This is a genomic window from Salinicoccus siamensis, from assembly GCF_042429615.1.
GTDB classification, from domain to species: Bacteria; Bacillota; Bacilli; order Staphylococcales; family Salinicoccaceae; genus Salinicoccus; species Salinicoccus siamensis.
Window position 1 is genome coordinate 1 of the sequence record NZ_JBHMAH010000003.1, and the last position, 26,693, is coordinate 26,693.

Sequence of the window (26,693 nt, forward strand, 5' to 3'; positions counted from 1 at the left end):
TGAGTCTTAATTTGGATGAACTGTTGAATCTTATTTGGGATAAAGTGTTGAGTTCTACTTGACGGTTACAACCGTTTATATGTTGGAACATATTCACACGCTTCTTCTGCCTGATCGCCTCTAGAGTGATCGATTCCGGATAGACGCCCGAATCGACAAATTCCTGGACACTCCGTCCAATGATATCCTCTTTGCTTATACCTTCTATCTCCTCGCACGCCCTATTGTAGAAACGCGTCACTCCCTTGTCATCGGTGATGTGGATACCATCATAGGAAGAATCGATCAGAGACTGGAACTCTTCATATGTAAAAAGTTTTTCTGTCATCTTTGTTCACCTCTCAACCTGAATATTGTTATATTCCACTTAAATATATCATTTTTATCCTTAGAGTATGTGGAACAACAGAAATATAAAGTCATAAAAAGGACGCTGGGAGGACTTAAAAATCTTCCCGGCGTCCTTCTTCAATTGCCTCATTCATATCATTTCATTCTCATCGACACTGCATATATAGGAAATCACTGTATCCTTCATCGGAAGATCCACCTTGCCGTTCAATGCATCGACTGCGATGATGCCGTACTGGTGGTCCCGGTCTTTCGTATAGCCGACCCAATAGGGGACATACACCAGCCATTGGTCCAGAATCGCCACCTCGATCTTCTCTCGCCGTTTTTCCTTGGCAAAAAGTTCCCAATAGAGGATATCCTTTGCACTGTCCTTACCGATAGACTTCTGCACGGGGAAATGCTCCCCATCAGCAACATCAATGTCATAGTCGATCGGCAGGATGGCATTCATGCGGCTCAAGGGTTCAATCGCAATCCGTCCCTCCATGCCATCCGGCACCGCATGTGTAGTGGCGCTGTAGTTGAAGCACCAGAACGGGAGGTATACCTGCTCGATTGCCGTCAGCTTTGCAGCCCGCCTGATCTTCTTCCACCAGTTCGAGTAGAGGTGGCCATTCATCTTCATCGTCGCTTCCCTTTTTTCGATCATCGGCTTCAAATAATTGATCATGATTTTACCTCCTACATATTCTGCAGATAAAGGAGGAAGGCGATGACTATGAAGAAGTAGATGACCAGATAGATGGGCCATCTCGTCGTCTCCTTCTCCTCCTCGACTACATCAACAGATTCTGCCGTTTCGGCACGCGTGACAATGCCCTCCTGGATTTTACCGAGGGTCAGCCCCTGAATCTTCTCGGCAGCGGGCGCCGGAGTCACCATGCTGACCAGATACCCTACGCCAATGGCAACGACTGCACCCACCATGTTGTTCCACAGCCAGGAGATCTCTCCGAATACGGTGACCGCCCAAACTGAAATCATGCCGCCCATAGGTTCCCTAAGATAAATAAGAAAAAATAATGTCCAAATCAAATGTAATTTTAAGTTTCAAAAGGCATCTCTCCCTTATCATGATTAAAGGGATATAATCAAAAGTGAGAAAAAGTATGTCAATGAGTATGCCATTCTGACACTTATTCTGCAAAATTATTATAAGTATTTGTTGCACAACAATCCCAAAACGTAAGAACCATTCTGGCTCTTACGTTTTGGATTTTACCTACTAAATTTAGCATAGAGTCATCGAACCGCTGGCCTCTTCACTGCCAGTCACGATTACCAAGTTTGATTACTACCGATAGGTACCCACAAAAGTGATATGATACCGTTTTCTGAATTGTAAATAGGATATAATTATTGAACTTCAGAATAACCTCCTACACTGGTAAATAACCCCGTACTTGCTAATCCGCTAATGCTCAACTTTTGAAAACTTTTCTTCTTCGTTACATTTTCTGTGACATTAAAAATGTAACCGTGGTAATAGGATTTCATAAAAGAGACTAAACCCAAAAGGTTTCAATAAAAACTCTCCATCTTAATTTACAGTAATATCCTACAAATGAAATATATAGTAATCAAGTGTTATTTCAAAAAATAATTGAAGTTATTTCATTACTTTCAGATAAGTACACTTATAGCAGCAATTTTGTTCACAGTAATACTTCAGCAAACATGGAGATCAACCTCTACTTTAAAGAAGTGACTAACCAATCTACAAGTGATAAGGATTTAACAAAACTTTTAAACCTATTTTTGTTAATTTTAACAAAAATAAGCGAAATTATAGTAACCGTATTTCCAGATGAGGTTGAACATATATTCCATAGAAAAAAAGAAACACTCATTTATCTAGTTAATCAAAAAATTGTACAAGAGATTAATTCATAATATATTATGTCGAAGATATCATGAAACTTAATCATGATATCTTCTTTATTTTCCTGGCCAATGCAGCTGATCATCTGAGTACTTCCATTCATGCCTTTCACCTTAATTGGCACGTAACTATAATTCAATCCATTGTGATTATCATTCATTGCCCTTTCAAGAGCAAATAAGTGGTCCTGCATCTGCTGTTCATCCAGCGCACAGGTTTTTCTATTCTTTTAGCTTCTTCCCAAACATCCCAAACTCCCTTGAGCATTTCTATATGTTCCGGCAGCATCAATGAGGTCCATTTGATGGTTCCTCGATCACTTGGCTTGCTTATCTAAACCCTCCTAAATTCGAACGTTTGTTCTTATTGTATATAGGATGATGGATATTTTCAATATAAGATTCCGTTAGTTTGCAAATGAAAAAACCTCTTTCAGATCGCAAGAGGTTTTGAATTCTTTATTCAAATTTTGGTATATCATTCGGTAAACCTACCCTCATAAAAAAGCGAGCATAAGCTTGAGAAAGATGCTCTTTATAAGGGGATTGTAGGCGCAATCTACCCTGTTGTTCCTCAGCTTTTTGTTTCATAAAACTATAAGGAAGTGTAAAAACATTTCTAAAATCAATTATCGCTTTCTCAGATTCATAGTTTTCAAGAATGCATTCGTTAATCATATGAAACTTAGGTTGATTACCTCTTCTAATACTTTCTAGTGCATTATTATCTCTTAAATGACTGAATTGCCTTTGCATTTCTGATAATGATACCACTGGCGAAACGTGAATCCAAGGGGTTTTGGTATTCGCTAAGTCACATGACTGTGTTAAGATTATTACCTTCTCGTGCTCTATAGTCCCTATATCTTTACTTTTACCTTGTATTAACTCAATTGTTGGTTCGAGAACACTAACCTCTTTAATTATATCCCCTTGTTCCATTGTATTATTATCTTCCATTACTACTTCAAACCAATTATTAGACATATGAAAACACCTACAACTCATCAAGATCAGACAAAAATTCAAAATCTTCTTTGTCTGGCTCGATTAAAACGTTTTCTTTTTTATTGAGTTTCGAAATTCTTATACTTCCTACATTTGTCGATGCATATATGTCATCTTTATCAGCAAACTCCAATGCCTTTACTCCATATTGGAAATCTTCATCAACTTGAGGGTGATTTTCACTATTAGTTGTCACTGTCAGTGCCTCCTGAAGGCTTTCTTGAAAAGCGTAGTTTACGTTATGGTATTCGCTAACTCCACTTTTTATTACAGAAACAATAACCTGGTTAAATTCCCCACTTTTATTTAAACACTTGAGATCTGTACCTAAATCTTCATATAATCTAAGCATAGATTGTTTAGGAACGCGAAAAGCATGAGATACAGCCTCGGCTTGTCCCACAAAAACATTAGGTATCTTTAGTTCAGAACTATTAAGAAAATTCTCTATTGAAATAAAATTTCCTACTCTCTCTTTATGGACCTGTAGTAACGCACTCATACCGATTCACCTGCCAATACATGTATTGGGAACTCACCTAACAAGTCACCATCCACAAAAACTTCCGTAATATATACACCTTCTGATTTCATAACTACATTTCTGAAGTCCATGCTCCCCATCATGCCCCTAAGTTCTGATGGCAATGAAAGAGGTCCAGTAGGTACATCCTCTAGAGGGACATAACCAGTATCAATTAAAGGAGTTTCTTTCTGGTCTTCTCCATAGAATTTAATTCGAAGGGTGTGTTTACCTTGAGTTACATCCAATCCAATAATACCTATTACCACGGAGAACGAAAACATCCCCGGCACAAAGGCTGGCCTAAATACATTTAAAGGGTTTACGATGTTAAGCTTATTATCTCTTGTATTTGAAATTTCCTCTGCATAAACAAAAGTAGTAATTTTCGGCATAGGCTTATCCCCCCTAGCAATTTAATATAAGACCCATTAAATTAATTGGAAAAGTAAATATAGTTTTCCACTTTTCATCCTATTTCACACCTTTATTATATCATATTTATTATTTTCAGATTTAACGTAAAAATTCAGCTTATATTAACAGTCTACCTATAGCTCCATGGATTATGAATAAAATTAACTTTAGTATCTTAACTCCTAAAATTTCTTTGCGATATACCTTCAAAAAAGCTCGCCTGAATTATCATATTTACCTGCATCTACATCCTGTAACTTAGTAAGTAAGAATTCTTTTGTGCCGTCTTCAATGTTGTGGATTTCTGATTGTGTGACTTCGCGGAAAGGATAATGAGTTAAGTATTCCATGATAATATAACGATCATTTTTACCTTTTTTAATTCCCCAATGACATGCGTATGACGGCAATGGCGGAAACTTTTAATGAGCAATTAAACAACCCTGAATATTATAAGGAACTATCATTTGAAGATCGTTTTGGATTACTCGTTGATATGGAGTGGGCACGCAGACAAAATAGTAAGCTTGATCGTTTGATAAAGTCACCTGAACTAAGGGATACTCAAGCATGTATTGAAAATATTCGTTATTACCAGGACCGGAAGTTAGACAAGGCTCAAATCTTACGTTTGGCAACTGAAGCTATGTTGAAGAACATCACAACATCATTCTGATCGGAGCATCCATTAATGGAAAAATTCATACCAATTATCGATCATCCAACTCCCAAAGCCTTAAAAACAGCATCAATAGGATCTGAATAAAACATAGGAGTTACTTTTATCAGTAAATCAGAAGGAACCGTTTGCAAGTCAGCAACAGAAGCAGCAGGAATTAAGACGCGTTTGGCTCCAGAGTCCACACATACTTGAAGAACGTTGGCAAGATTCTCTACTTTGCTGATTGTTCCACCGACAGTCATATTTCCTAATACAACTAAACTCTCCTGTACAGGTTTCTCCATTGCCCCTGAACATAGTCCAATTAGTTCCGCAATTGCTAATTGATTAGTCAAACCTATTCCTTGCAAATCAGTGGCATGCATTAAATAATCTTTGGTCTTTATACTAATCGTGCCACTAATACTTTTACTATTTGAAGTGAAGTAACGGAAAGCTGTATCTAGGCTCTCTTTTACATCTCTATTCGATCCAACGCCAGACTTTTCAAACTTGCCCGATCCTGATACGACTTGGTTTTCAAGCTTGAATACACCAATCATATCAGATTCGCCATAACCCACAGTATAAACATGCCCTGGTTTTCCGAGACCTTCAGGTATTAACTTACCTCCACCTTGTTCTGGCACAGATACATATTCTTCTTCCAAGGTATCTTTTTGTATATAAGAGAACATGACATCATAAAATTCCATGCCACCGATCTTTTTAAGCTGTTCTTTAACTCTACGGCGACCTTCAAGAGCATATTGTAAAATCTCTTCAATATCTTTTTTCGTGTACTCATCATTTGGATATAATAGCTTAACTAAGCCTGATACCGTTTTTCTTACCCCAATTACATCACGTTGATTTAGATTATTTCCTAACTTAAAGAATCGATCGAATGAATCCCCAAAAGATCTCTTTCGCATTTCCCTAAAATATTCTGCCATGTAGTCTACAATGAACCCATATTTGTCAGTAAAGAAGTCAGGTCTCATCTTAGGGATTTCCCACCCCGGCAGATAGTAGTGCATTCGATCAAAGAAAGCAGAGTCATTAGCCATTTCTTCAGGAAAAGGAGCAAAGAGATGGGAGGTTTTAATTAAAGAATCCACACTTTGATTAATATTCCCAACGAAAACCATGGAGGCTGAGGCTGTCTTTTCTTCTTTTCCTCTGGAGAAAGATCCAGAGGCCATAAAGTCCTTCATGATCTGAATACCATCTTTATCTTTAAACTTAATACCTGCCACTTCATCAAAAGCTACGGTATCCCACATCCCCACTAAGCCAACCTGTCGAGAAGACATGTTATAAAATAAATTAGCGACTGTCGTTTGCCCGCCTGAAACCAGGACAGAGTTAGGAGAAATTTCTTTATAAACATGGGACTTACCTGTTCCCCTTGGGCCTAATTCACACATGTTATAGTTGTTTTCAACCAATGGTACGAGTCGAAGCAACAAATGCCACTTTACTCGGTCATCAATTTGGGTCGGCTCCATACCAGTAGAACGAATCAATACATCAATCCATTCTTCTTTGGTAAACTGTTTACGCCCTTCAAATATTTCATTTACATCCATGTTAGGCATCTGAATTGGCTTCAAATTACTGATGCTGAACGGGTTCATATCACGCTGTTCTTCATCGTAATAATAGTCCATCTTCAACATGCACCAAATTCCGCCCGCAAGGAGCTTATCGTACTCTTTGATATAGTTTGAAGAGATAGGTACACCCTTTAACCCAAGATTCGAAAATTCAGCCTCATAATAGTCTTTTTTCGAGTTCAGCTTTACTGTAATTTTATCAATAATTGAATACTGACCGACTTCTCGTATTCTTGACTTTATCTTTTCAGCTTCATCAGGGCGAACAAAGTTTTCAGATAGGATCTTCTTAACACGCTTAACTCCTTCATCAATACTTTCTTCATCATCAGTAGCCGCATACATGCCAAGAAGATATTCCAGCACATAAACAGGAACATTGGCTCCCTCTTTAATCAGCTTAGTTAAATCCTTCCTGACCACTCTTCCTCCAAAAACGTCATTCAGTTTTCTATCTAACGATATTGCATCTGACAACCCTTGATTCTCCATTGCTTCACTCCCCTCCCTTAAAAGTCGAATTCATTGCTGATGCCTAAGCTAATAGTAAATGGAATGCGTTCTAAAACTACTCCTGTATTCATGTCTTTCACAATTAAATAATATGTTTTGTTTTTATCATAATCCTGCGTTTTAAGGACAAATCGCAATTTAAACATACGTTCTTCTGGTTTATCTGTCATTTTATCTGCAATGACAACTTCTTCATTAGATATTTTTTGCTCTTGTTCATCGACCATAAAAATATTAGCAGTTCTTGGAGTCATCTTCCCTTCCACTTTTTCTGTCTGGAAGAAATTAAGCTGAAAGATGCTATTTGTCAGCTTTCGTGCAGTGTTCGTTAGTTTGATGTCCACTTGTTGCGTTTCTCTACTACGAGCTTGACCTTTTCTTGCATTTTTAAACGTGATGAGAGGAACAACTACTTCTTGCAAACTGGCTCCTCCATGAACAAAATTAACCCCTTGTCCTTTCATCTTGAAACGGATTGTCGACTTCGGAACATAGCATTCTTGTTGATTCGCTATGATTCCTTTAAGAGGGATTCGTAACAATTCATCTACAGTTTCTTGATCATCAGATAAAATATAGCGACTTTTCATTTCATTAATTGTAAAATCAACCTTCTCAATTTTATCGCTTTCTTCAAGCGGATTTCTTTGATAGATGAAACCATGATCTGCAGTAATATAAATGTTCGTACCGCTCAGCTCATCACTAATGATTTTTACAATCTTGTATATTTCCTCAATTGCTTTATCTACAGCATTAAATGTATTTCTTTCGGTTGAAGCATGATCTCCAGTAGCATCAATAGAGTTATGGTAAATATAATTAACTTTCTTTCCTTTAAAGTATTGTCTCCTATCATTCTTGCTCATGGTATCTAATTCTTTAAAACTTATGGCAGTGCTTTCTTTAACTGCATCCTGTAAAATTTTTTTACGTTCTGTGGTTCCTTGTGATGCTTTACCATCAACAATTACATTTTGGTTTGAATCAAACTTTAATGTACGATGTGGTAAAAGAGATGCCATCCCTAACTTTGTCACAGAAGGAAGAACGCTTAGCATGGATTCTATTTGACTACTACCCATGGTTTCTGCATTTAGGTACTCTGCAACTTCAACCCCAATATCATATCGAAGTGCATCAGAAATAATGACGAATACTCGATCGCCATTACGTACTTTTGAAGAAACGAAATTTTGGTAGAAATCTTGCTGTTTTACTACGCCATCTATTGCCCATTCACCTTTTATTTCTTCCTGAATAGAACTTGACCAATTAGTATTTAATTCACTCATAAACCAATTCGTGTATACATACTCAATCAGTCTTTGTAGTTCATTTAAGCGATCATCTTGTTCAGCTTGGTCAAAAGCATTATAAAAACGTCTATATAAAGTATCCATTATGTAATAATGGTCTATGTAACTCTTGTGCATGTCTTTCATCGATTGTTTAGGGATACCCATTGGATATTCTTTTTTGAAAGCATACATATCTACTGCATTATATAGAGCTTCATAAAAATATTGATATTCTGGATAAAAATGCTTTGCCCTTCGCAAACGAATAAGACTCTTGTATTCTTCATAATCTTCGTGTTGTGACTTCAAACCGTTATATATATACTGGATAATCGCTTGATCAAAATAAGGGAAAACATCATCTTTTTTAAATTCGTCTATGTTCATTTGTTGGACTATATCACGTAAATTTATATCCTTCTCAATTTGCCTAACTAATGCATCATAGCTTGCAGAGTTATCTTTGTGGTGCATCCACCGATCAATGAAAACAAGTGAGTTTGTTCGATTACTGTGAGCTATATAATCTTTCACATTAAGGAGATGCTCTTCTTTAACCGAATGACTAAGTGTAGTAACCGTTAAGTGTGTCATTAGTTTCTTTAATGATGGATTAGATTGTTCAAAACCATAATATTTACTTACATACTTCCAAAATGCCATCACATCAAGGAACTTTTCCATCTCAATGATAAATTTATTTTCTTCTTCATCCATAGTATCCATCAAAACAGCTTTCAACACATCTTCAAAATTAGGTGTTTTCACATTACACAGTACACTCATAAGGGCGATCTCAAATGTTTCTTCTGTGAATTGGGTTATACCAAAGGCTTTTAATTTTCGTACTCGCTCTTTACTACCAAAGAATTTTTTATACTTCTTTACAATGGCTCTTAGGGAATGGTCTATCCCTATATCACGCATAATGATTGATACCTTATCTGCATAAAATGACTGCGAATAGAGGTATGTATCAATAAGCCAGTTATCTTCCGTTAAGAGTTCCTCTGTTGTATATATTAAATAGTTAGTGCTTGCATCTTCCTCTTCCAACAGGTATTTCGTTTGAAAGCTATTTTTCTCTGTCAGTCTATGGACTGTAACATCAGGAATTTCCATTTCTTCTATTACATCTAAAAATTCTTGATCTTTATCTAACCAAAAGATAATCCTTCTTTTTTGGTGATCGCTTAGAGGATTAGAATATGTTTGCTTTAGTGTTTGAACAATCTCATTCAATTCCATGAAATACCACCTCTTTATTTACCACTACTTACAAAGAATATACCAGATAATACTGGTATATTCTTTCATTATACAGATCTATTTTTTTGCCAATAGTTCTTTAAACTTCTCATAATTAACTTCTACACCATCATCTAAATCAATTTCAATTTGCTGATCTGCCATATGGTGGAGAACTTCATCATAGTCTTTCAGTTCTTCTATCTTTTTTTCTAATGACTTTAGATCTTTTTTGGCTTGGTTAATTTCCTTGGAAGTAGAATCCCCATCAATGATATTCATTAAGGAGTCTTTCTCCGCATCCATACGTGTTTGAAGTTCATGCAAATAATCAGTGCGGATTCTACCTAATGTTGTAGAATCATAACGGTGCATGTAAATTAAGCAATTAAATGCTTTTTGTTTTCCTGACGTAAATAACCAATAAATAGGTCGTTTCTTATAAGTTTGGAGGTGATCCTTAAAGAAATCATTTATGAAGTAACGACGTATTGTTTCTTTTGCAGTTTCATTTTTCTTTTTACCTAATGTTTCAGCAATATAATCAAGATTTTCTGCTAATGATTCTTTACCAAAGGTAACTTTGACAAAATCTATAAAGCGTGAAACTATATCATCTTCAAAATAGGTACCAGGTAATATTGGTATAATATTGTCACTGTCAGCTTTGTATTTCTGATACTTAGTTTTATCAAACTGACCACCCGCATAAATGAGTCCTTCTTGGTCAAGAGAGTATCGACCAAAGATACAACCAATAGCATAAGATATATAAGACTTAATGGCTTGCTCATCTTCTATCATTCGTAAAGTTATATCTTTATTACTGACTAAAGGGGATAACTCTTCCTGCAAACCAAAAATATTAATAAAGGCTTTATTGATTTCTTGTTCGTTAACTTTTAACCTTTCAATTGCTTTCGAAGATAGATTTTTACAATTTTCAACTGCTTGTTTTAAAGAGTCGTTTTTAAAACCCAATAATGGGCTTCCTTGGAAGTCCCAAGAAGTTTCAAAAGAATCCCATTCATTTTTGGAAATATCTATATTTTCCTTGGCTAAGTCTGTAATATTATCCTTTGTTTTTTGGTCTACATCAATATTAATTGGCAAATTGGCTACATTTCCTACCTGAAAATTCATTGTGGGGTTTTGTGCTTTTAGGAATTCAAAAGTCACATTGGAACAAAGGTACGCTGTAATGTAATAAATATCATCTTCATTTGGAAATATTGATGAACCTGCTACATCAAAAATAAACCCTTTAGGGAAAAACCTTGAACCAAAATTAGTCGAACTTATAAATGACCAGGTAACACCACTCTTAAAATATGATTTATTACCAGGAAGATAATAGGATTGTCCCTTTTTCTCTCTATATTCACTTATTTCCCTTCCATTATTATAAAAATTAACTACATACTCATTGTTACCATACCATTTTCTGTATTTACCACCCTTATTGTATGGAAACCATACTTTTTGGCTTTTTTGAGCTTGTTCATGAGATTCATTTCCAAAACCTACATCTTTGATGTCAACTTCATGCCACAATCTCAAAAACTTATCATTATTGCATGTAAATAACCCTACTCTTGGTTCTGCAACTTTTTTCAATGAATCAAGTTCTAAAAAGATATTACGGGAGAGTTTGCTTGTCCAATATGCAATTGGATATCCAACAATTTTCTGAAACTCTGAGCTAATTACAGAATATCTGTAATCTATATCTGGATTTCTAACAGCTTCTAATGATTTTACGGGTTGATTTTCAATTCCAGTGAAATTTGATAAGCTAATATATTCTCCTTTTACGCTCGCATTATAGTTTCTCAAAGTAAAGGTAGCTACAGGAACGGCGGCCTCTGGAAAAGCATTATATTCTAATTGTATTAAGGATGAAATGTTTTTCTCTTTTACAACAATACTTCTTAATTGTTCGTATGTAGAAATAAACATCCATACAAAAGGAGTAATAAAACCTAATTGTCCATTAGATTTTACTTTTGAAAAACACATTTCCATAAACGCCGAAAAAGTGTCCGATTTAGAATTTGGATAAACTTCCTTTACAAAATCGGAGAGTTCCTTATTCATATATCTTCTACCCATATAGGGAGGATTTGTTACCAATATGTCATAAGAATCAATTAATACACTTCCCTGTTTAATTATTTTTGGTAATATATTTAGAACCTTTTTACGTGATTCTTCTTCAAATATATCCTTGGCAGGATTATTTTGAATATATTCCAATCTATCTTTTATAAACTTTTCTGTCACCGTACTATTATTAATAAGCGATCCATAGGTTTTAGCGTTCTTATATTGATCAATAAATGCTTTAACCTTATTGAAATTTCCTCCTGAATTTTCATCTGCAATATATGCCACATCTTCATCATTCAACTCATTTGTTTCCTCTAATGAAGCAAAGTTCATCTCTAATCCATGCCGTTTAATGCTTCTTAAAAATCGTTTGTTGTATTTCATAGCCTTCATTACAATTGCAAAGCAGGCTAATTGGTAAGCACGTTCGTCAATGTCCAAGCCATATAAATTGTTTTCAATAATTAACCTTGGAATATCACGTTCTAAGTATCCACTTCTGCTATAGATTTCATATAATTCATCAAACATGTAAACAAGAATATGTCCACTGCCCATTGCAGGATCAAAGCACTTAATCTCCTCTACTTTTAACTCATTGTTTAGATACAGTGCTATTTCCTCTTCAAAATTCTCATCTTGATTAGGATTTTCAAGATAAAACTCCCAATTTTTGATTAACTCTCTATCTTCTGGATGATTTTCAACCCAATAACGTCCTAATGAATTTTGAACCATATAGCGAACAATCCAGTCAGGGGTAAACAATTGTGTCGCAAAGGGTATTTCCTCTGTTTTGTACTTTTTCTTTGCTTTAATAACTCGATCTTTCTCATCGGCTATATAATACTGATAGAGCCACCCTATAACTTCAACATTTGACCAATCTTCTTCTGGTATTATATCTATATCCGTCATTTGTCTTAGAAATGAGTCTTTTGACAATAAGCCCTCTGGAAATAAGATTTCCGTAAAGTCATCAATTTTTTCAAACATAAACGGCAGGTAATCATATAAATCATTGCATTGCTTAATAATTAAGTATTGAAATAGCTTATCATTTTCGTTTTTTACTTTTCTCTCATACACCCACTCTTTATCAATATCAAAGTCTAACGACATCGCTTCTTTGATAATATCAGGAATTGGGTCTCCTGGATTCGATGATGATAACACTCTTACATTAGATGGTAAATATTCATTTACTTCCATGAATCTTAGTGCTGTAAAACGGTTAAACCAAGTATAGGCTACTTCCTCCATTACTTGATTAAAACCCTTTTGTTCTATCCGCTTTATTAAATTTTGTCTCTGAGTTTTTTCTTCACTTGAAAGCTGTCTGCCATCAATAAAGATTGCATCCGAGCTTTCAATATCTGCTTGTTTTATTTTTTCTTCTGTAATACCTATTTTCATCGCTTTTGCTTTTACTTTATTCAAAAGCTCTCTTCGAGCATTCGTAGCAAAGGAGCGTAATGCAGATTTATTCATCCGTTCATCCTCCTATTCTAATCAATAAACTCAATGTTTTTATTTTCTTTAATTATTTGTCTTAACTTACTGGATAGTGAATTCACATACCTATCTACATCATCTTCAGTCTGGAGCTTATTAACAGAAACTAAGTCTCTAACCCTTACTCGTTGCACAGAAACTTTAGGTTGTTCAGGTTCTTTTACACCCTCACCATCACCTTTTTCTTCCTCTTGGTTAGCCTTAATTTCTTGTTCGATAGTACGCTCATATCTCTCCTTTAGGCTATTACTTTGTGTGATAGTAGCATCTACCTTGAATATGTTTGCAAAGCTCTCAACGCTATCTAATAAGCCCTCAAATGACTGCTTAATCTTTGTTTTGGTTTCCTCAGTAACACCATAATCATTTGTCTTTAGCATTAGTCCATCATAAACAAGTTTAACCGCTTCTTTTGCGTCTTGTTTTTTCTTAGCTAAAACATTCTTGATATCATCATCAATTTTATGGGCAAGTTCAGGAATGTCCTTGATTTTCTTATAAGGAATTGGATCATTTACGATGTCCTTTAACTCCTGCACCGTTGCTTGCGTTTCATCACTATCAAGGTAATGATTGTTTTCTTCATATTGAGTTAGGGCATCTAACCCTTGATCGAAAATTTGTTTCTGATTATCAAAGAAACTGTAAACCAATGTAATATCTTCTTCCCAATCTAACAATTCATCTTGTAGCTCTTTTAATTTCGATAAAAATGAAGCATTGTCCATACGATTGTTAAATTCGCCAAAGTATTCTAAGCCTTTATCTAACAGACTTTCTCCTGGATACTTACGACCTTCATATCGTTTTTTATAGGAATGGATTTCTTTTACCTGTCCCTCGATTAATCGTTTGGTTTCTTGAACTAAGCCATCTTCGTCATCAGGAAGATCAGTTTTGTTAAATACATTCTTTGCAATGTTACGAGCAGTTCGTAGTAACGTATCATCAACCTTCACACGCTTCGTGATAATCGCTTTATCTACATCAGATGGTTTAATCAACACACTTAAAATGTTCCTATTTTCAGGTTCCACGTATTCACCATTATGCGTTATTCGTATAAATTGATCTTTTAATAAGGTGGCAATTAAACCCGCCGTATCATGTTCACGCCAACCATAAGGTTTTGCACTAAAATGATCCAACAAGATCTTCGAACGAACCTGACGACTAAATTCATGCTGTAAATTAATAAAATCTTTCACTTCTTGGACTGCTAAATCATTTGAGTCTGTTTTAACATCCAATGTCATTTGTTGATCATCACTTCGAGCAAGGGCCAATAAATCATTATCATTTTCAATCGGTACTTTTATATACTCCAATTTCGTATAGACATTCTCCACCAAATGGCTCATACCATTCATAATCTTTTCTCGCACAGTAGATCCTTTTATATCCACACTCTCTCCATTAACGAAGAATTGTGCTGAACGAATAGCCTCTGATAGTAATTCCTTTACACGTCTTTTCCTTTGCTTAGCCTCTACCTGCTTGTTATTCAAGATGTTTTGCATGTTTTCAGGCATTTGTTGAATGTTTTTCTGTTTGCGATATTCCTCAATCTTAATCGCTTCTTCCATTTCCTCAACATAACCTTCATTTCCTTGAAGTCGTATCCAAAGTTCATCATTTCCAGATGTTTTCATCATTATTTCTTGCTCTGACAATGGATAGAAGTCAGATAAGGGTGAAAGAAAGTTGATTCCTATTGGAGCTGTTTGATTACCATAATTCTTTTCATCCATTTTGCGATTAAAGCTGAAAGAGTGTTTATTTTTATATCTAAACTTCTTATCGTCAAACAAGTCCTGATAAATATAGTTAGCAATCTCACGTTTAACAATTTCCTCTTCAACCTTGGTTCCCTTTATATCTCGGTTAATATCCTGTTCATCATCAGTTAGAAAGATATATACATCACCATTTTTTTGAATAAGGTTCTGAGAAATAAGTTTTCTCAATGACTCCTTGATGCGTTCCTTTAATTCTAATTTATCTTCGTCAATTTCTGTTACCATTAACGTAGCAAGGTTATCGATATTTGCAGGTAAATCATCAATGTATTTAATCATGAACAACACTTTTAGAACATCTATAGTGAAAACATTATCTTTTAGTGCAGGATTTTCATAAGCCCCCTCAATTACTCTTGCTACGGAAGGTGTTAGGAATTCACGAATCGTTTCATAGAAAGCATATAAAGGAATGAGCGTACCTTCTTCTTTTGTCTTAAATTGAAGTGCTGATTCTTGAAACGCCGATAACATGGAACGTTCCCCTTCGGATAAGTGCTTACCTGATGATCCATGTTTACGAACTTGCTCAAATACTTTTTGTAGCAGTTTAAAATGATATGGAACAAATGGGTAAACATTTGCAAACTCTTTGTCATCATCGTACCCACGCAAATCAGCCGTACTTTCTTTAAAAGAAACAAGGTTTTTTAGCTTTGCATTGTTATTATCTGAATGATATATCTGCTTCAATGTATCTTCTACAAAAGGTTTCTTCGCCAAGATACGTTTTTTAATGACTTCATCAACTGAAATTGATGATAGTGACAGTCTGGTATCAAAACGCCCTTGAATTCGAGAAAAGTCATCCCCTTTTACCTTCAATAAACTGTCAATGCTTTCTTGAGCAGTTACTATAATCCATACTTTACCTTTACAATATGTACCTAAGTCTTCCGTAATGGTTTGGAGGTTTAGCATAAGTTGACGACTATCACCAATATATTGACCAATTTCATCAACAAGAAACACTAAGTGGAAGTTTTCTCCTTTTTGCTCAATATATTGTTGGACATCTTTGGCAAACTTCTCAATACTCAGTTCATAATTATATACACCTTTTTCGAACCATGTCCTCGCAGACTCCTCTGACATATATGTTACAGTCGTCAATGCACCGATAACATAGTCAGCATCAAAGTCAAAGGTATTCCTACGATCAACCCAAGGCTCACCCGATAATTTTTCAAATTCATTTTTAAAATCATCATAGACTCCTTTTTGATCCAGGTATTTTTCCATTTCTGCAACTCCTGGAATATCACCATAATACCCACGATGCTCATTAAATACTTTCATAAATACTTTAAGAATTGCATCATCTTTTGACTTTGCATTTCGAGAAGTTTTCGAATCAATGTTGAATAATATGACATCGGTTTTAACACTTGCTGTTCGTTTCATATTAGCTAAGACCATGGTATCTTGTATTTTGTCCTCAAAGTAATCTAAGGCATGTTTCCCCTTTACTTCTCTATTGTCAAGTAGATGAGATAATATCTTTAGGAAATGCGATTTACCTGATCCAAAGAAACCTGAGATCCATGCTCCCATTTTATCCGTATATCCATCAATACCTTCTTGGTATTTATCATAAAATTTAGAAAAATGCTTCTGTAATTCTTTGGTTACAACGTATTCATCTAATTCCTGGTGAATATTTTCTTCATCGTTTTGGGCAACTTTTATAACACCTTTTAAGCTTCTCTCAATATCTTTTTCAAACATATCGCGTATTTGCAAGTTAACTCCCCCTTATAATTTATCCACTAACCGAAATGCTCTGTAGTAGTTATCGTCTTTGAATTTTCCAAATAATTGTAGTGATGAGCCATCATATTTTCCAGGAAAAAACATAATGACTGGTGTTTTCTCAATTACTTCTTGAAGGTTATTCAAAATATTATGCGAACGCACAAATGGATACACTTTTCCTACACCTGTAAGAATAACAACATTATGGTTTTCAATTTGTTCCTCTATTTTGTCCAAAAATATTTCAGGCTTTGCAAAGTTCGTCATCGCACGAAATAATACATCTTTTCCACGTTCTTCTTCCATTTGAAAAACTCGATCAAAAATGCCTCTTTCTTTTGCTATCTCTATCATCATTTTGTAGAGATCAAACTCTATGACTTTTCGATTTGAATTCTCATGACTGAATTCTTTTTTAATATGTAGAATATAATCTCGTACAACCAATTCATGTTCTGGCTCGTAATCAAAAACATAAAAACTTATCTCATTCCCCAAACCTCTACCTTCTATAAACTTTTCCTCTTTTATCTTCGGTATGATTTTGTCCAACCTTTTATAAATATTGCTCATAATAAAACCTCATCATCTCCCATCGCTTTCAAATAAGCGATGTCTCCTATATTTCTTATATGATCACGTAAGTTTTCATCTATAAGAAGTTGCCTTATCGTACCGCTTTTCTTATCAATTAAGATTCCAGATTCGAACAATAATTTGAAATACACTTGTCTCAGTTTGTTATAAGTGTTTTCTGTCCATCCTGCTATCTTTGTTTCCTGCTCCGCTTTTGATGTAAAGAACTCATTAATGTCCTTTTTATCAATTACGAAATCATTAACCTCCAACTTCTCTTTGATGACTTCATCCATGAATTCGAAAAATAACCTATCCGTTTTCATAATTGCATATAGGTTGATTGCTTTACCTGTCTCTAGAGGTTCTTTTAAGACCATTTCTTTTAAAGTCTCGTCTAATACCTCCATTCTTTTAACAATGGTAGGTGCTATTCGCTTCAAGCTTGAAGTGAACTTATATTCAAAGATGTTTTCCTGGATAACTTTATCTTTTATTTCGTAAATATTTAAGCCATCTATTTCAAGTTTTATCACTTGTTTCAACTCGTATAGCAAGAATGAAACACCTGTCAGATTAACACTATACTCTAACTCTTTTTCCATGCGTACACCTCTTCTCACTCACTGCAGCTCTTGTTGCATATGTATAACTCGATCCACAATCTCCAATCTTCTTTTCCCGCATTGTTGTTTAAGCACTGTAGTAAAATCATTATTTTTCACTATTTTTTTTCATTGTTGATGTAAAGAGCTTCTAGATTGTTTATAAGCTCTTCTTCTGTAATCACTTCTTCCCAATAGGCATTGATTATATTATTGACGGCTATGGCTACTTCTCTCTGAGTTCTATAAAAGAGCTTTACTTTCACTCATCTCACCTCAAAAACTATTCTTTTATTCTAATCTTATTATACTCTTACATAATCTTGATAACAATGAGCTCGATATTATAATATCTTCAATGCTATATGTTAAAAAACATTTGAGAGACACTTCGTTCACATTGAAGCGCCTCTCAAATGATGCTTAAACCATCCACGGTCTCGGATTCTTCTCTTTCTGTCTGATATTGCTTTTCGGAAGGTTTTCCTTCTTCACGACTTTTGGTGTCATGCCCTGCTCGATCCGCTTCGACACCTTGCTGTCGAGATAACTGGTTCTGAAGACCTGGAATACGCGCCGCGTTTCACTGCCGCAATCGGGGCACTTATCCTTTGCCAGGTCTTCGGTGCTCCGTTTCCACGTTTCATAGCTGCCGCATGTCTCGCACTCGAATGTATACCTTGGCATCAGTCGATCTCCGGTATGATGTTCTGATCGAAGATTTCCTTCGGCAGTGACAGCGTACAACAGGCGTTCGGAATATCGACGATGCCTCCGATGTTCCCCTGGACGGGTGCGGAGCCGAGCAGCATATAGGCCTGTTCGCCGGTGAAGCCGAGTGTCTTCATATACTCGATGGCATTGAGGCAGGCGTTGCGGTATGCGGTGTTGGCATCGAGGTACTGCTGCGTGCCGTCGAGTTCATTGACGGAGACGCCTTCGAATACAAGATACTCATTATAATGTGGCATGACGGGACCTGGCTGGAAGGCCGGGTTCTTTTCGATCTTATGCTTCTTCATGCCACCCTTGATGACATTGACCTTGAGCTCGATCCATCCCGGAATCTCAATGCCGCCGCAGAAGGTGATTTCCCCGTCACCTTGGGAGAAGTGCAGGTCGCCGACGGACAGCTTTGCGCCTTCCACAAAGACAGGGAAGTAGATTCTGGAACCTTTAGATAGGTTCTTTATGTCACAGTTGTCGCCGTTCTCCCTTGGCGGGACGGTTCTTGCGCCCTCTTTCGCCACACGGTCATAGTCTTCCCCTTTCAATGTACCGAGTACCGTGGAGTCGGCGTCCGGCAGTTCGGCAAGTAATGGCACACGCTGTGGATCCTTGTCCACCAGCTCCTTCTCTCTCCGGTTCCACTCATCCAGCAGTTCCTGGGACGGTGCGACACCGATCAGCCCCGGGTGGATGATGCCGGCAAACCTGACATTCGGCACATGTCTCGATGTCGCATAGATGCCTTCGAAATCCCAGATGGACTTCGCCGCATCAGGATAATGGTCCACCAGGAAGCTGCCGCCGTTGTCTTTCGCGAATATGCCGTTGAATCCCCACTCATGACTGCTGAACGTTCCAATATCCAAAATGTCCACGACCAGAAAGTCGCCCGGTTCCACACCATTGACATGCACCGGTCCACTCAATACATGCACACACTTCAAGTTCACTTTCGCAATATCCGAAGGGTCGTCATTGTTGCTGATCTGTCCATCCGTCCAGTCCAGGCATTCCATCTTGAACGACTCTCCCGGATCTACTGAAAAGGCTGCGGGAATATCCGGATGCCATCGGTTATGGCCGGGTGCTTCTGCTCATGCATCTTCTTCGACAAATCGATTTCAAAAATCTTCTTGGACATTGTAAAACCTCCTGTGACATTTCAGGAAAGCGCTTACAATTAAATTGTATCATTTTACAATACAGGTTTCCATATACATTCCATTTTTCACTCCATTAAAAAGGACCACTTAAATAATGAACTTCCTTTTTTATAATAAGAAAGAGTAATAAAAAAGAGGTTAACTAAGAATAATAAATTTTTACGCCCTCCCCTCCTCATTTAAGGAGAATATAAGAAAGCTAATAAAGTTCATATATAATTGTATATATTGTAATTTTATAATTTGCCGGATGACTCTGCCTTGGTTATGAAAAACTCTTCTGACTGCTCAAGTAGGAAATATTCCAAGGACAGACATTCATGGTTTATGAAGATTTGTAAACAGCCATTCATCGCTATATATCCTTTTACAGCAATAATAAAATTAAGACAAAATTAAAAGGCATACCTTCTATAGATTACAGAAGGCATGCCTTTGAGGAGATCGCTTAACCAAAAGTTCAACTTTTAGTGTTAAGTACAAGAATGCACATAAGTTTTTACGGTATTGAAGTTTATAACCATTTTTCTGGAGTGAAGTCATCTGGTTTAATTTTAGCTTTAAGACGCATAAGCAGGTAATAAGCAATCATGGCTGCAACCAAGGATTGGACTGCAGGCAGTCCCCAACTATAAACATATTGAGTCAGATATCCAACTACAATACCGATTATAATGGCGATCGTCGCCATGAAATTCCAGCTTTCTACGTTTTTCCAAGTTTGATTCCTTAGGAAAAAGAAATCAGCAAACAGGATACCAGCAATGGCAGGATAAACTAGAGCCGTCATATATAAGAAATCTTCGAAATAATCCAGTATGCCTGCCAGAGCAACTCCGATTGCAATCAATGTCCCTAGGAATGTTAGTATCTGTCTTCCCCTGTTGGTATTGACATTAAGAAGATTCGAAAATGCGAGCCCCATGCTATAGTTGTTGACGAGTTGACTGGTCCAAGTAGCAAACCATAAGACTAGAAATCCCCAAACTGGGAATCCAAGATTCACCATTACCGCAACGATATCAGCTTCTCCGACCCCAACTGACATGATCGCACCCACCATAAAAAGAGGAATACCAATGGCGACTATTCCGAGTGGAATCAGGATGTTATCTCTCCAAGTCGGTTTTGCATATCTTGTGTAGTCAGCTGCGATTACCCATTGAGAAACATTTGCACCGATGATAAGACTCATTGCAGCTAGCACTCCCATTGTTGGTTCTGGACTCCATTCCATCATCTCACTAAAACTGCTATTACGAAGAGCATAGAAGATTCCGCCGATTACCAAAAGAAGACCTGCCGGTACTGCAATGTAGTCTGTCCATTTCATGGACTTGTAACCAATGATGGATGGTATGGCAAAGAGCAGACCGGCAACGACAGTGATTAATGCCCATATCCCCCACTGAGTCTCATAATCTATACCAAACATTGCTGATATTGCATTCCCTGCTACTGCAGTCTGTAGAGCCCACCAACCAAGGGATGCCAAGAAGATTGTACCCCCTGCAATCAACCTTGCCTGAAAATCGCCAAAACTATTTTTGGCAATTACAGACGAAGGCCTGCCCGTTTTTGCTCCTATATAGCCTTGTATCGCATTTCCTGTCCATTGAATTAATACCATGGTTGCAATAATAATCCAAAATATTTGAGTAAGTTCAAAGGCTCCTGCCAATGTCGCTCCAACCATCAGTACAGGGATGGTAAATTCGAGTCCTCCAAATATGACGGCTGGTGTAAGCCAGTGTTGTCTTTTATCCATTCTTACACTCTCTATTGGATTATCGTTTCCCATGCCGTGTGAATTTTTGTTTTCAGTCATAACTTCCTCCTTAGATCAGGAGACTTACTATTTTACATTTATCCTTAGAAATATTCGTAGATTGATGTGCTTCCCCTTTAGGTATAAAAGTAAAATCCCCTTTTTTTACAGCTTGTATCTGACCATCTATCTCTACTTCTAATTCTCCTTCTACGATATAAGATAATTCGTCGTGTTCATGAATGCTGTAACCTTCAACCGGCACTGTGGTTTTTCCTGCTATTTCAACATAGTTAAGGGAGGCGTCCATATTTTTACCATCGAAAGCCTCGGGAAACATTGCTTCCATATAAAACTCATCTTTCAAAACGTTTGATTCTTTATTAATTATCTTCATACTTATCCCTCACTGTAACCGTAATCAACCTGCGCTTGTTCCAAAGTGATATAGCCATTTTTAATATCTTCAGCTACTTTTTCTCTGCTTCTTTCAGTTGGATTGCCGTATCCCCCACCAGTTGCAGTTCTTAAAACAACTTTGTCACCGGTGTTTAGTTTATATTGATTGTACTTCCCAAATGGTCCATCAATTGTTCCATCTGCTTTTTCAATATAAAATTCATTGTTGGAACCATCTTTGCCTCCTGCTGCTCCCCATACATCTGTCTTGAATCTACCAAAGCTTGCAGTAAAGAATTGATTATCAGTCAATGCTCTATATGTTCTGATAACACCCGGGCCACCTCTATGTTTACCGGCCCCTTTTCCGTCTGTTCGCATTGAATATTCATCCACTATAACCCCGTATGCTGTTTCTGCTACTTCGACTGGAACATTGAAGGTTTCTCCATCCAGAATACAGAATTGACCAGTATCTCCATCGGAATCATTGGCTGCTCCCCATCCCCCAACAGATGGTTCGACAATTAAGAAGTTTCCTTCCTTGTCAGGATGCTTTCCACCCATGATAACCGTACATACTGACATTAAGTGTCCAGCGGTCAATTTATGTGGCAACTTAGGAGCCATCGCTCGCCAAACCAATTCGTTACCATAGAGCATGGATTCCCAGTACATAGACACTGGTGCAGGTCGTTGGGCAGAAAATACTGATCTATCATCTGTAATGATTTTGAGAGGTCTAAAGGCTCCATCATTTACATCTTGATCTGCATTTGTAATGGCTAGGAAAATCGTTCTTACTGAAGATACAAGTCCAGTGAAGGAACTGTTTATTGGACCTTGAACTTGTGGTGATGATCCTCTATAATCACAAATAAATTCATTATCCGTGATCGTCAACTTCAATTTCACTTTAAGCTGTTCATCGGTAATACCGTCATCGTCAATTAAGTCTTCGACTTCAAACGTTCCTTTAGGCAGAGTTGCTATTTCTTTAAGGGCAAGCTGTTCTCCTTGATCTAAGAAACGCTCCATACTCTCTAAAATGGCTTGTTGTGAATATTTAGCACAAAGTTCTTTTAATCTTTTTTCACCAGTTCTTAAAGAGGCAACTTGAGCCCAAAGGTCACCAATTGATAATTCCGGGAATCTCACATTCGATTCTATAAGATCAATGATCTGGTTATTTACTTCCCCTTTGTCAAATAACCTTAGGCACGGGAATTGAAGTCCTTCTTGGAAAATATCTATTGAGTTTGTTGACATGGACCCTGTATCTTTGCCACCTACTTCAGTCCAGTGTGCTTTGTTGGCAACAAAAGAGATTAATTTACCATTATCAAATACTGGCATGACAACCCCTACATCACAGAGGTGTGATCCTCCCCCGTTATATGGATCGTTTATTAGAAAGATATCGCCTTCATGGATATCATCTTTATACTTGTTGATTGTTTCCTTGACCATAAACGACAACATTCCGATGAATCCAGTCACACCATTCCCTTGAGTTACCAGTTCACCTTTACTATTCGTCATTCCACATGCGTAGTCGAGGACTTCATAGATAATGGGACTCATAGATGTCTTTGCCAAAGCGATAAACATCTCTTCTCCTGTAGAAATCAGCGAATCTTTTATTACTTCATAAGTGAAAGGGTCAGTCTTATAGTTCATTTTCATTCCCCCTAATAGAAATAATCATATTGCCATATGCGTCTTTAACCAGTGAATCTCCATCATTGAGAATAGTAGACGATGTTTTTTCTTCTACTATTGCAGGACCATTCACCCGTTCCCCTTCTGAAAGAAACTCTTTTGTATATACTTTTACATTAGTCCACCCAGAATCCTCAAAATAAACTTGTCGTTCCTCTTTCAGTTTTTCACCTTTAATCGGTGTTTCTTTGGAGAGTTTTGGTTTCTCAAGTTTCCCAAGGACTTTGGCTTTGATATTGACTATTTCAGTTCCATTCTCCGGTAAAGTATATGAGTATAGTCTTTCATGACTGTTATGAAAATCCTGAATTACTGAGTCTAAGTTGTCTTGATTTAAATTCTCGTATGGTACAGAAATCTCTACAGTATGCTCTTGTCCTTTGTAACGCATATCTATACTTTTAGAGATAACTACGTTACCTTCGTCCATACCTTCTTGTTTCAATGTTTTTTTAGCTTGATCTATAATTTTCTGGTATTCCTTATTCAATCTGTCAAAGTCAGCATTCCCAGATTCCATAAGTAGAGTTTGTGAATAGTCGTGTCTCAAGTCAGACATCAACATGCCCCAAGAAGCAAAAACAGGAGAAGTTGCTGGTATAATAACCTTTTTCACACCCAATTCTTTTGCAAGATCTTGAGAGTGCATCGGGCCGCCACCTCCAATGGCTACCATAGTGAAATCACGTGGATCATAGCCTTTTCTGACAGATACGAGTTTGAGGGCATTCAACATATTAGAATTAGCAATCTTTACAATTCCCATCGCTACCTGTTCTGTGTCGGATTGGAGACGTCTACCTATTTTCTCTTGGAACTTTTTCTCGATGTTCTCAATCTCAGTACTTGCATCAAAGTTTTTCAACGATAGTCGTCCAAGCAATACATTAGCATCTGTGGTAGTAGGCTCTTCTCCCCCTTTACCATAAGCGATAGGGCCTGGGTGCGCTCCAGCTGATTTCGGGCCAACTTTGACTGAGCCACTATCATCAATCCAAGCAATAGACCCTCCTCCATTACCAATTTCTACTATATCAACCACTGGGACTTTCACAGGATACCCAGCATACTGAGTTGTTTGTTCTAAATGATAATTAGTTGAAATTTTTACATTTCCATCTTCAATAAGTGAACATTTAGCAGTAGTGCCCCCAATATCGAGTACGATTAAGTTCTTCTCACCTAATATTTCACCGAGGATAGAAGCTCCAAATATTCCAGCAACTGGACCAGACTCTACCATGTTTATCGGGGATGTCTTTGCCACATCAAACGTACTTGTGCCTCCATTTGATTGCATAATAAAATTGAAATTCTCCGTTCGTTGGTCTTTCATTTTATTTTCTAAGTTAGACAAGTACTGATTGGCTATTGGTTTGACATATGCGTTCAATGCAGCAGTCGATGATCTTTCATACTCTCTCCATTCTTTACTTAATTCATGAGAAGTAGTCACATAAACTTCCGGCCATTTTTCTTCAATATGTTCTGCTATACGTTCTTCATGGTCGCTGTTTTTATAACTGTGTAGAAGTGAAATTGCAACAGCTTCCACATTCTCTTTTTTGAAGTAATCAATTATTTCATCGACTTCTTTCAAGTCTAATTCGTTTAGCACTTCTCCCTTATAATTGAGTCTTTCCGAAACTTCTTTTCTAAGATGTCTGTCTACAGTTGGTCCCGGCTTTTTATATTTAGTGTTAAATAAGTCAGGTCTATTTCCTCTTGCGATTTCTAAAACATCTCTAAAACCTTTTGTTGTAATCAGGCCCGTCTTAACCCCTTTTTTCTCTGTTAATGCATTAATAACAACGGTTGTACCATGGAAAAACATTTTTACATCTTTCAAACTGATATCTGCCTTCTCAATAACATCAAAAATCCCTTTTTCAAAATTTCCGGGAGTCGTGTCTGACTTACCAACCGTAACTTTTCCATCATCATCAACAGCCACCAAATCCGTAAAAGTACCGCCAATGTCTGTAGCAACTCTCATATGTGATTCCTCCTAGAATAATTTGGGTGTAAGCACACAAAATATCTTCGCTATCTTTTTACTTTCATTGATATAATAATGATTAAGCTTTGAAGGGAAATGAATGACTTCCCCTTGGGTTAAGCCATACTTCTTGTCATTTACATAGAAATTGAGCTCACCTTCAGTAAGATAATACAACTCCTCTCCATCATGGCTACTGACTTCACTTTGATTCCCTGGGGGCACTGTTATAAAATAACTATCCAGTTTTCTGTTTTCAAACTCACTTGATGCTCGTAAAAATTCCTGGTCAGACTTTTCAAGTTTGAAAGGTTCCATTCGTTGAGGACTAATCTTGAAGTCTTCAGTATACTGTGGGGTGAAAAAAGCAGTGACATGTACCCCGAGTGCTTCTGCAATTTTATTTAACGAGGTAATTGCTAGTGAAGACTCCCCCCTTTCTACTTGAGATAAGAAACTGACAGACAGTCCAGTATCGTCACTCAACTCCTTTAAAGTTTTCCCCTTCTCTTTCCTTAGAGTTCTAATTTTTTCAGATACCTCTTTCATAGCTACACCTACACTTAAATTTAATACAGTAATACTGTATTTAAGTGTACTATAACATAATAAATATTGAATAAAAACAATTTTCTGATTATTTTTTAACGAATCTTAACTAAAATTTATAATATGAGCTCATATAGGAGTTGTTGCTGATTTATTATTATCATGGAGTCAAAGCATCTTAATGAAATTAAAAAAACGCTAATCTATGGAAAATAGATTAGCGATGTGCATGTGATGCTGGCTTCTTGCTTGATTTCGTTCTACAAGTACATTTAAGAGTTGTCGAGTAGTCTAACATGTGCCTTTAATGGTATATATTATAAAATCCACCGCTTTATAATAACATACTATAAAAATAATAAACGTAAATTTCAAGTTTAAGTTAGCCACCTTGCGATATCCACATCCAAGATATTGTGAACGTGCTATGGTGATGAGTGTGCCTCCGCCCCCGCGGGGGCGGAGGCGATTTTACACTAG

General features: G+C 36.8%; 19 protein-coding genes and 2 pseudogenes. 1 reads left to right on the forward strand and 20 read right to left on the reverse strand.

Annotation, left to right across the window (positions count from 1 at the left end):
* The 6 genes from ACFFLE_RS00590 to ACFFLE_RS00615 form a co-directional block, all read right to left on the reverse strand.
* A partial coding sequence (locus ACFFLE_RS00590; protein WP_380569249.1) for a PAS domain S-box protein occupies nt 1-328 on the reverse strand: 328 nt, incomplete at its 3' end.
* 153 nt (nt 329-481) lie between these two features.
* Nucleotides 482-1,024, reverse strand: coding sequence for a hypothetical protein (locus tag ACFFLE_RS00595; protein ID WP_271401847.1), 543 nt, complete (start codon nt 1,022-1,024; stop codon nt 482-484).
* Nucleotides 1,025-1,035: 11 nt separating this feature from the next.
* Nucleotides 1,036-1,338 carry a hypothetical protein gene (locus tag ACFFLE_RS00600; RefSeq protein ID WP_380569250.1) on the reverse strand — a complete coding sequence of 101 codons (303 nt, stop codon included), beginning with the start codon at nt 1,336-1,338 and terminating at the stop codon, nt 1,036-1,038.
* Nucleotides 1,339-2,694: 1,356 nt separating this feature from the next.
* Nucleotides 2,695-3,222 (reverse strand): hypothetical protein, encoded by a 528-nt coding sequence (locus ACFFLE_RS00605; protein WP_380569251.1) that lies wholly within the window; start codon nt 3,220-3,222, stop codon nt 2,695-2,697.
* Between the two features lie 10 nt (nt 3,223-3,232).
* A complete protein-coding gene (locus ACFFLE_RS00610; RefSeq protein ID WP_380569252.1) occupies nt 3,233-3,745 on the reverse strand; it encodes a hypothetical protein in 513 nt (170 codons plus the stop codon).
* Complete coding sequence (locus ACFFLE_RS00615; RefSeq protein ID WP_380569253.1) at nt 3,742-4,161, reverse strand: DUF6941 family protein; 420 nt, start codon at nt 4,159-4,161, stop codon at nt 3,742-3,744. Before ACFFLE_RS00615 ends, ACFFLE_RS00610 begins: the two co-directional genes overlap by 4 nt.
* Nucleotides 4,162-4,583: 422 nt before the next feature.
* On the opposite strand from ACFFLE_RS00615, the gene ACFFLE_RS00620 reads away from it, so the two are divergent.
* Nucleotides 4,584-4,859, forward strand: a complete 276-nt coding sequence (locus tag ACFFLE_RS00620; protein ID WP_380569254.1) for an ATP-binding protein — start codon at nt 4,584-4,586, stop codon at nt 4,857-4,859.
* A 41-nt stretch (nt 4,860-4,900) separates the two neighbouring features.
* Here ACFFLE_RS00620 and brxL read toward each other — a convergent pair whose 3' ends face one another.
* From brxL to relB, 14 genes and pseudogenes are all read right to left on the reverse strand, one after another.
* On the reverse strand, nt 4,901-6,955 hold the full coding sequence (gene brxL, locus ACFFLE_RS00625; protein WP_380569255.1) for a protease Lon-related BREX system protein BrxL: 2,055 nt from the start codon (nt 6,953-6,955) through the stop codon (nt 4,901-4,903).
* Between the two features lie 17 nt (nt 6,956-6,972).
* Nucleotides 6,973-9,525, reverse strand: coding sequence for a BREX-1 system phosphatase PglZ type A (pglZ, locus tag ACFFLE_RS00630; RefSeq protein WP_380569256.1), 2,553 nt, complete (start codon nt 9,523-9,525; stop codon nt 6,973-6,975).
* Between the two features lie 78 nt (nt 9,526-9,603).
* Nucleotides 9,604-13,125 carry a BREX-1 system adenine-specific DNA-methyltransferase PglX gene (pglX, locus tag ACFFLE_RS00635; RefSeq protein WP_380569257.1) on the reverse strand — a complete coding sequence of 1,174 codons (3,522 nt, stop codon included), beginning with the start codon at nt 13,123-13,125 and terminating at the stop codon, nt 9,604-9,606.
* 17 nt (nt 13,126-13,142) lie between these two features.
* Entirely contained in the window at nt 13,143-16,691 is a 3,549-nt protein-coding gene (brxC, locus tag ACFFLE_RS00640; RefSeq protein ID WP_380569258.1) for a BREX system P-loop protein BrxC, read from the reverse strand.
* A 12-nt stretch (nt 16,692-16,703) separates the two neighbouring features.
* A complete protein-coding gene (locus tag ACFFLE_RS00645) occupies nt 16,704-17,276 on the reverse strand; it encodes a DUF1788 domain-containing protein (protein ID WP_380569259.1) in 573 nt (190 codons plus the stop codon).
* On the reverse strand, nt 17,273-17,884 hold the full coding sequence (locus ACFFLE_RS00650; RefSeq protein ID WP_380569260.1) for a DUF1819 family protein: 612 nt from the start codon (nt 17,882-17,884) through the stop codon (nt 17,273-17,275). Before ACFFLE_RS00650 ends, ACFFLE_RS00645 begins: the two co-directional genes overlap by 4 nt.
* 18 nt (nt 17,885-17,902) lie before the next feature.
* Nucleotides 17,903-18,150, reverse strand: a pseudogene (locus ACFFLE_RS11250) (TIGR04540 family protein).
* Between the two features lie 157 nt (nt 18,151-18,307).
* Nucleotides 18,308-18,571: an FmdB family zinc ribbon protein gene (locus ACFFLE_RS00660; RefSeq protein WP_380569262.1), complete on the reverse strand. Its 264-nt coding sequence runs from the start codon at nt 18,569-18,571 to the stop codon at nt 18,308-18,310.
* Nucleotides 18,571-19,754, reverse strand: a pseudogene (gene fmdA, locus ACFFLE_RS00665) (formamidase). Before fmdA ends, ACFFLE_RS00660 begins: the two are co-directional and overlap by 1 nt.
* Before the next feature lie 536 nt (nt 19,755-20,290).
* Complete coding sequence (locus tag ACFFLE_RS00675; protein ID WP_380569263.1) at nt 20,291-21,604, reverse strand: cytosine permease; 1,314 nt, start codon at nt 21,602-21,604, stop codon at nt 20,291-20,293.
* A gap of 10 nt (nt 21,605-21,614) precedes the next feature.
* On the reverse strand, nt 21,615-21,941 hold the full coding sequence (locus ACFFLE_RS00680; RefSeq protein WP_380569264.1) for a cupin domain-containing protein: 327 nt from the start codon (nt 21,939-21,941) through the stop codon (nt 21,615-21,617).
* Between the two features lie 2 nt (nt 21,942-21,943).
* On the reverse strand, nt 21,944-23,623 hold the full coding sequence (locus ACFFLE_RS00685; protein ID WP_175287947.1) for a hydantoinase B/oxoprolinase family protein: 1,680 nt from the start codon (nt 23,621-23,623) through the stop codon (nt 21,944-21,946).
* Nucleotides 23,613-25,661: a hydantoinase/oxoprolinase family protein gene (locus ACFFLE_RS00690; RefSeq protein ID WP_380569265.1), complete on the reverse strand. Its 2,049-nt coding sequence runs from the start codon at nt 25,659-25,661 to the stop codon at nt 23,613-23,615. Before ACFFLE_RS00690 ends, ACFFLE_RS00685 begins: the two co-directional genes overlap by 11 nt.
* Nucleotides 25,662-25,673: 12 nt before the next feature.
* Nucleotides 25,674-26,213, reverse strand: coding sequence for a type II toxin-antitoxin system RelB family anti-toxin (gene relB, locus ACFFLE_RS00695; protein ID WP_380569266.1), 540 nt, complete (start codon nt 26,211-26,213; stop codon nt 25,674-25,676).
* Between the last annotated feature and the right edge of the window lie 480 nt (nt 26,214-26,693).

Bases quoted from the DNA above. Each gene is read 5' to 3' on its own strand.
- ACFFLE_RS00645 (WP_380569259.1), bottom strand. From the start codon at position 17,276: ATGAGCAATATTTATAAAAGGTTGGACAAAATCATACCGAAGATAAAA.
- ACFFLE_RS00675 (WP_380569263.1), bottom strand. From the start codon at position 21,604: ATGACTGAAAACAAAAATTCACACGGCATGGGAAACGATAATCCAATA.
- ACFFLE_RS00650 (WP_380569260.1), bottom strand. From the start codon at position 17,884: ATGGAAAAAGAGTTAGAGTATAGTGTTAATCTGACAGGTGTTTCATTC.
- ACFFLE_RS00620 (WP_380569254.1), top strand. From the start codon at position 4,584: ATGACGGCAATGGCGGAAACTTTTAATGAGCAATTAAACAACCCTGAA.
- brxL (WP_380569255.1), bottom strand. From the start codon at position 6,955: ATGGAGAATCAAGGGTTGTCAGATGCAATATCGTTAGATAGAAAACTG.
- ACFFLE_RS00680 (WP_380569264.1), bottom strand. From the start codon at position 21,941: ATGAAGATAATTAATAAAGAATCAAACGTTTTGAAAGATGAGTTTTAT.
- ACFFLE_RS00660 (WP_380569262.1), bottom strand. From the start codon at position 18,571: ATGCCAAGGTATACATTCGAGTGCGAGACATGCGGCAGCTATGAAACG.
- ACFFLE_RS00685 (WP_175287947.1), bottom strand. From the start codon at position 23,623: ATGAACTATAAGACTGACCCTTTCACTTATGAAGTAATAAAAGATTCG.
- ACFFLE_RS00610 (WP_380569252.1), bottom strand. From the start codon at position 3,745: ATGAGTGCGTTACTACAGGTCCATAAAGAGAGAGTAGGAAATTTTATT.
- ACFFLE_RS00615 (WP_380569253.1), bottom strand. From the start codon at position 4,161: ATGCCGAAAATTACTACTTTTGTTTATGCAGAGGAAATTTCAAATACA.
- relB (WP_380569266.1), bottom strand. From the start codon at position 26,213: ATGAAAGAGGTATCTGAAAAAATTAGAACTCTAAGGAAAGAGAAGGGG.
- ACFFLE_RS00690 (WP_380569265.1), bottom strand. From the start codon at position 25,661: ATGAGAGTTGCTACAGACATTGGCGGTACTTTTACGGATTTGGTGGCT.
- pglX (WP_380569257.1), bottom strand. From the start codon at position 13,125: ATGAATAAATCTGCATTACGCTCCTTTGCTACGAATGCTCGAAGAGAG.
- ACFFLE_RS00600 (WP_380569250.1), bottom strand. From the start codon at position 1,338: ATGATTTCAGTTTGGGCGGTCACCGTATTCGGAGAGATCTCCTGGCTG.
- ACFFLE_RS00595 (WP_271401847.1), bottom strand. From the start codon at position 1,024: ATGATCAATTATTTGAAGCCGATGATCGAAAAAAGGGAAGCGACGATG.
- ACFFLE_RS00605 (WP_380569251.1), bottom strand. From the start codon at position 3,222: ATGTCTAATAATTGGTTTGAAGTAGTAATGGAAGATAATAATACAATG.
- pglZ (WP_380569256.1), bottom strand. From the start codon at position 9,525: ATGGAATTGAATGAGATTGTTCAAACACTAAAGCAAACATATTCTAAT.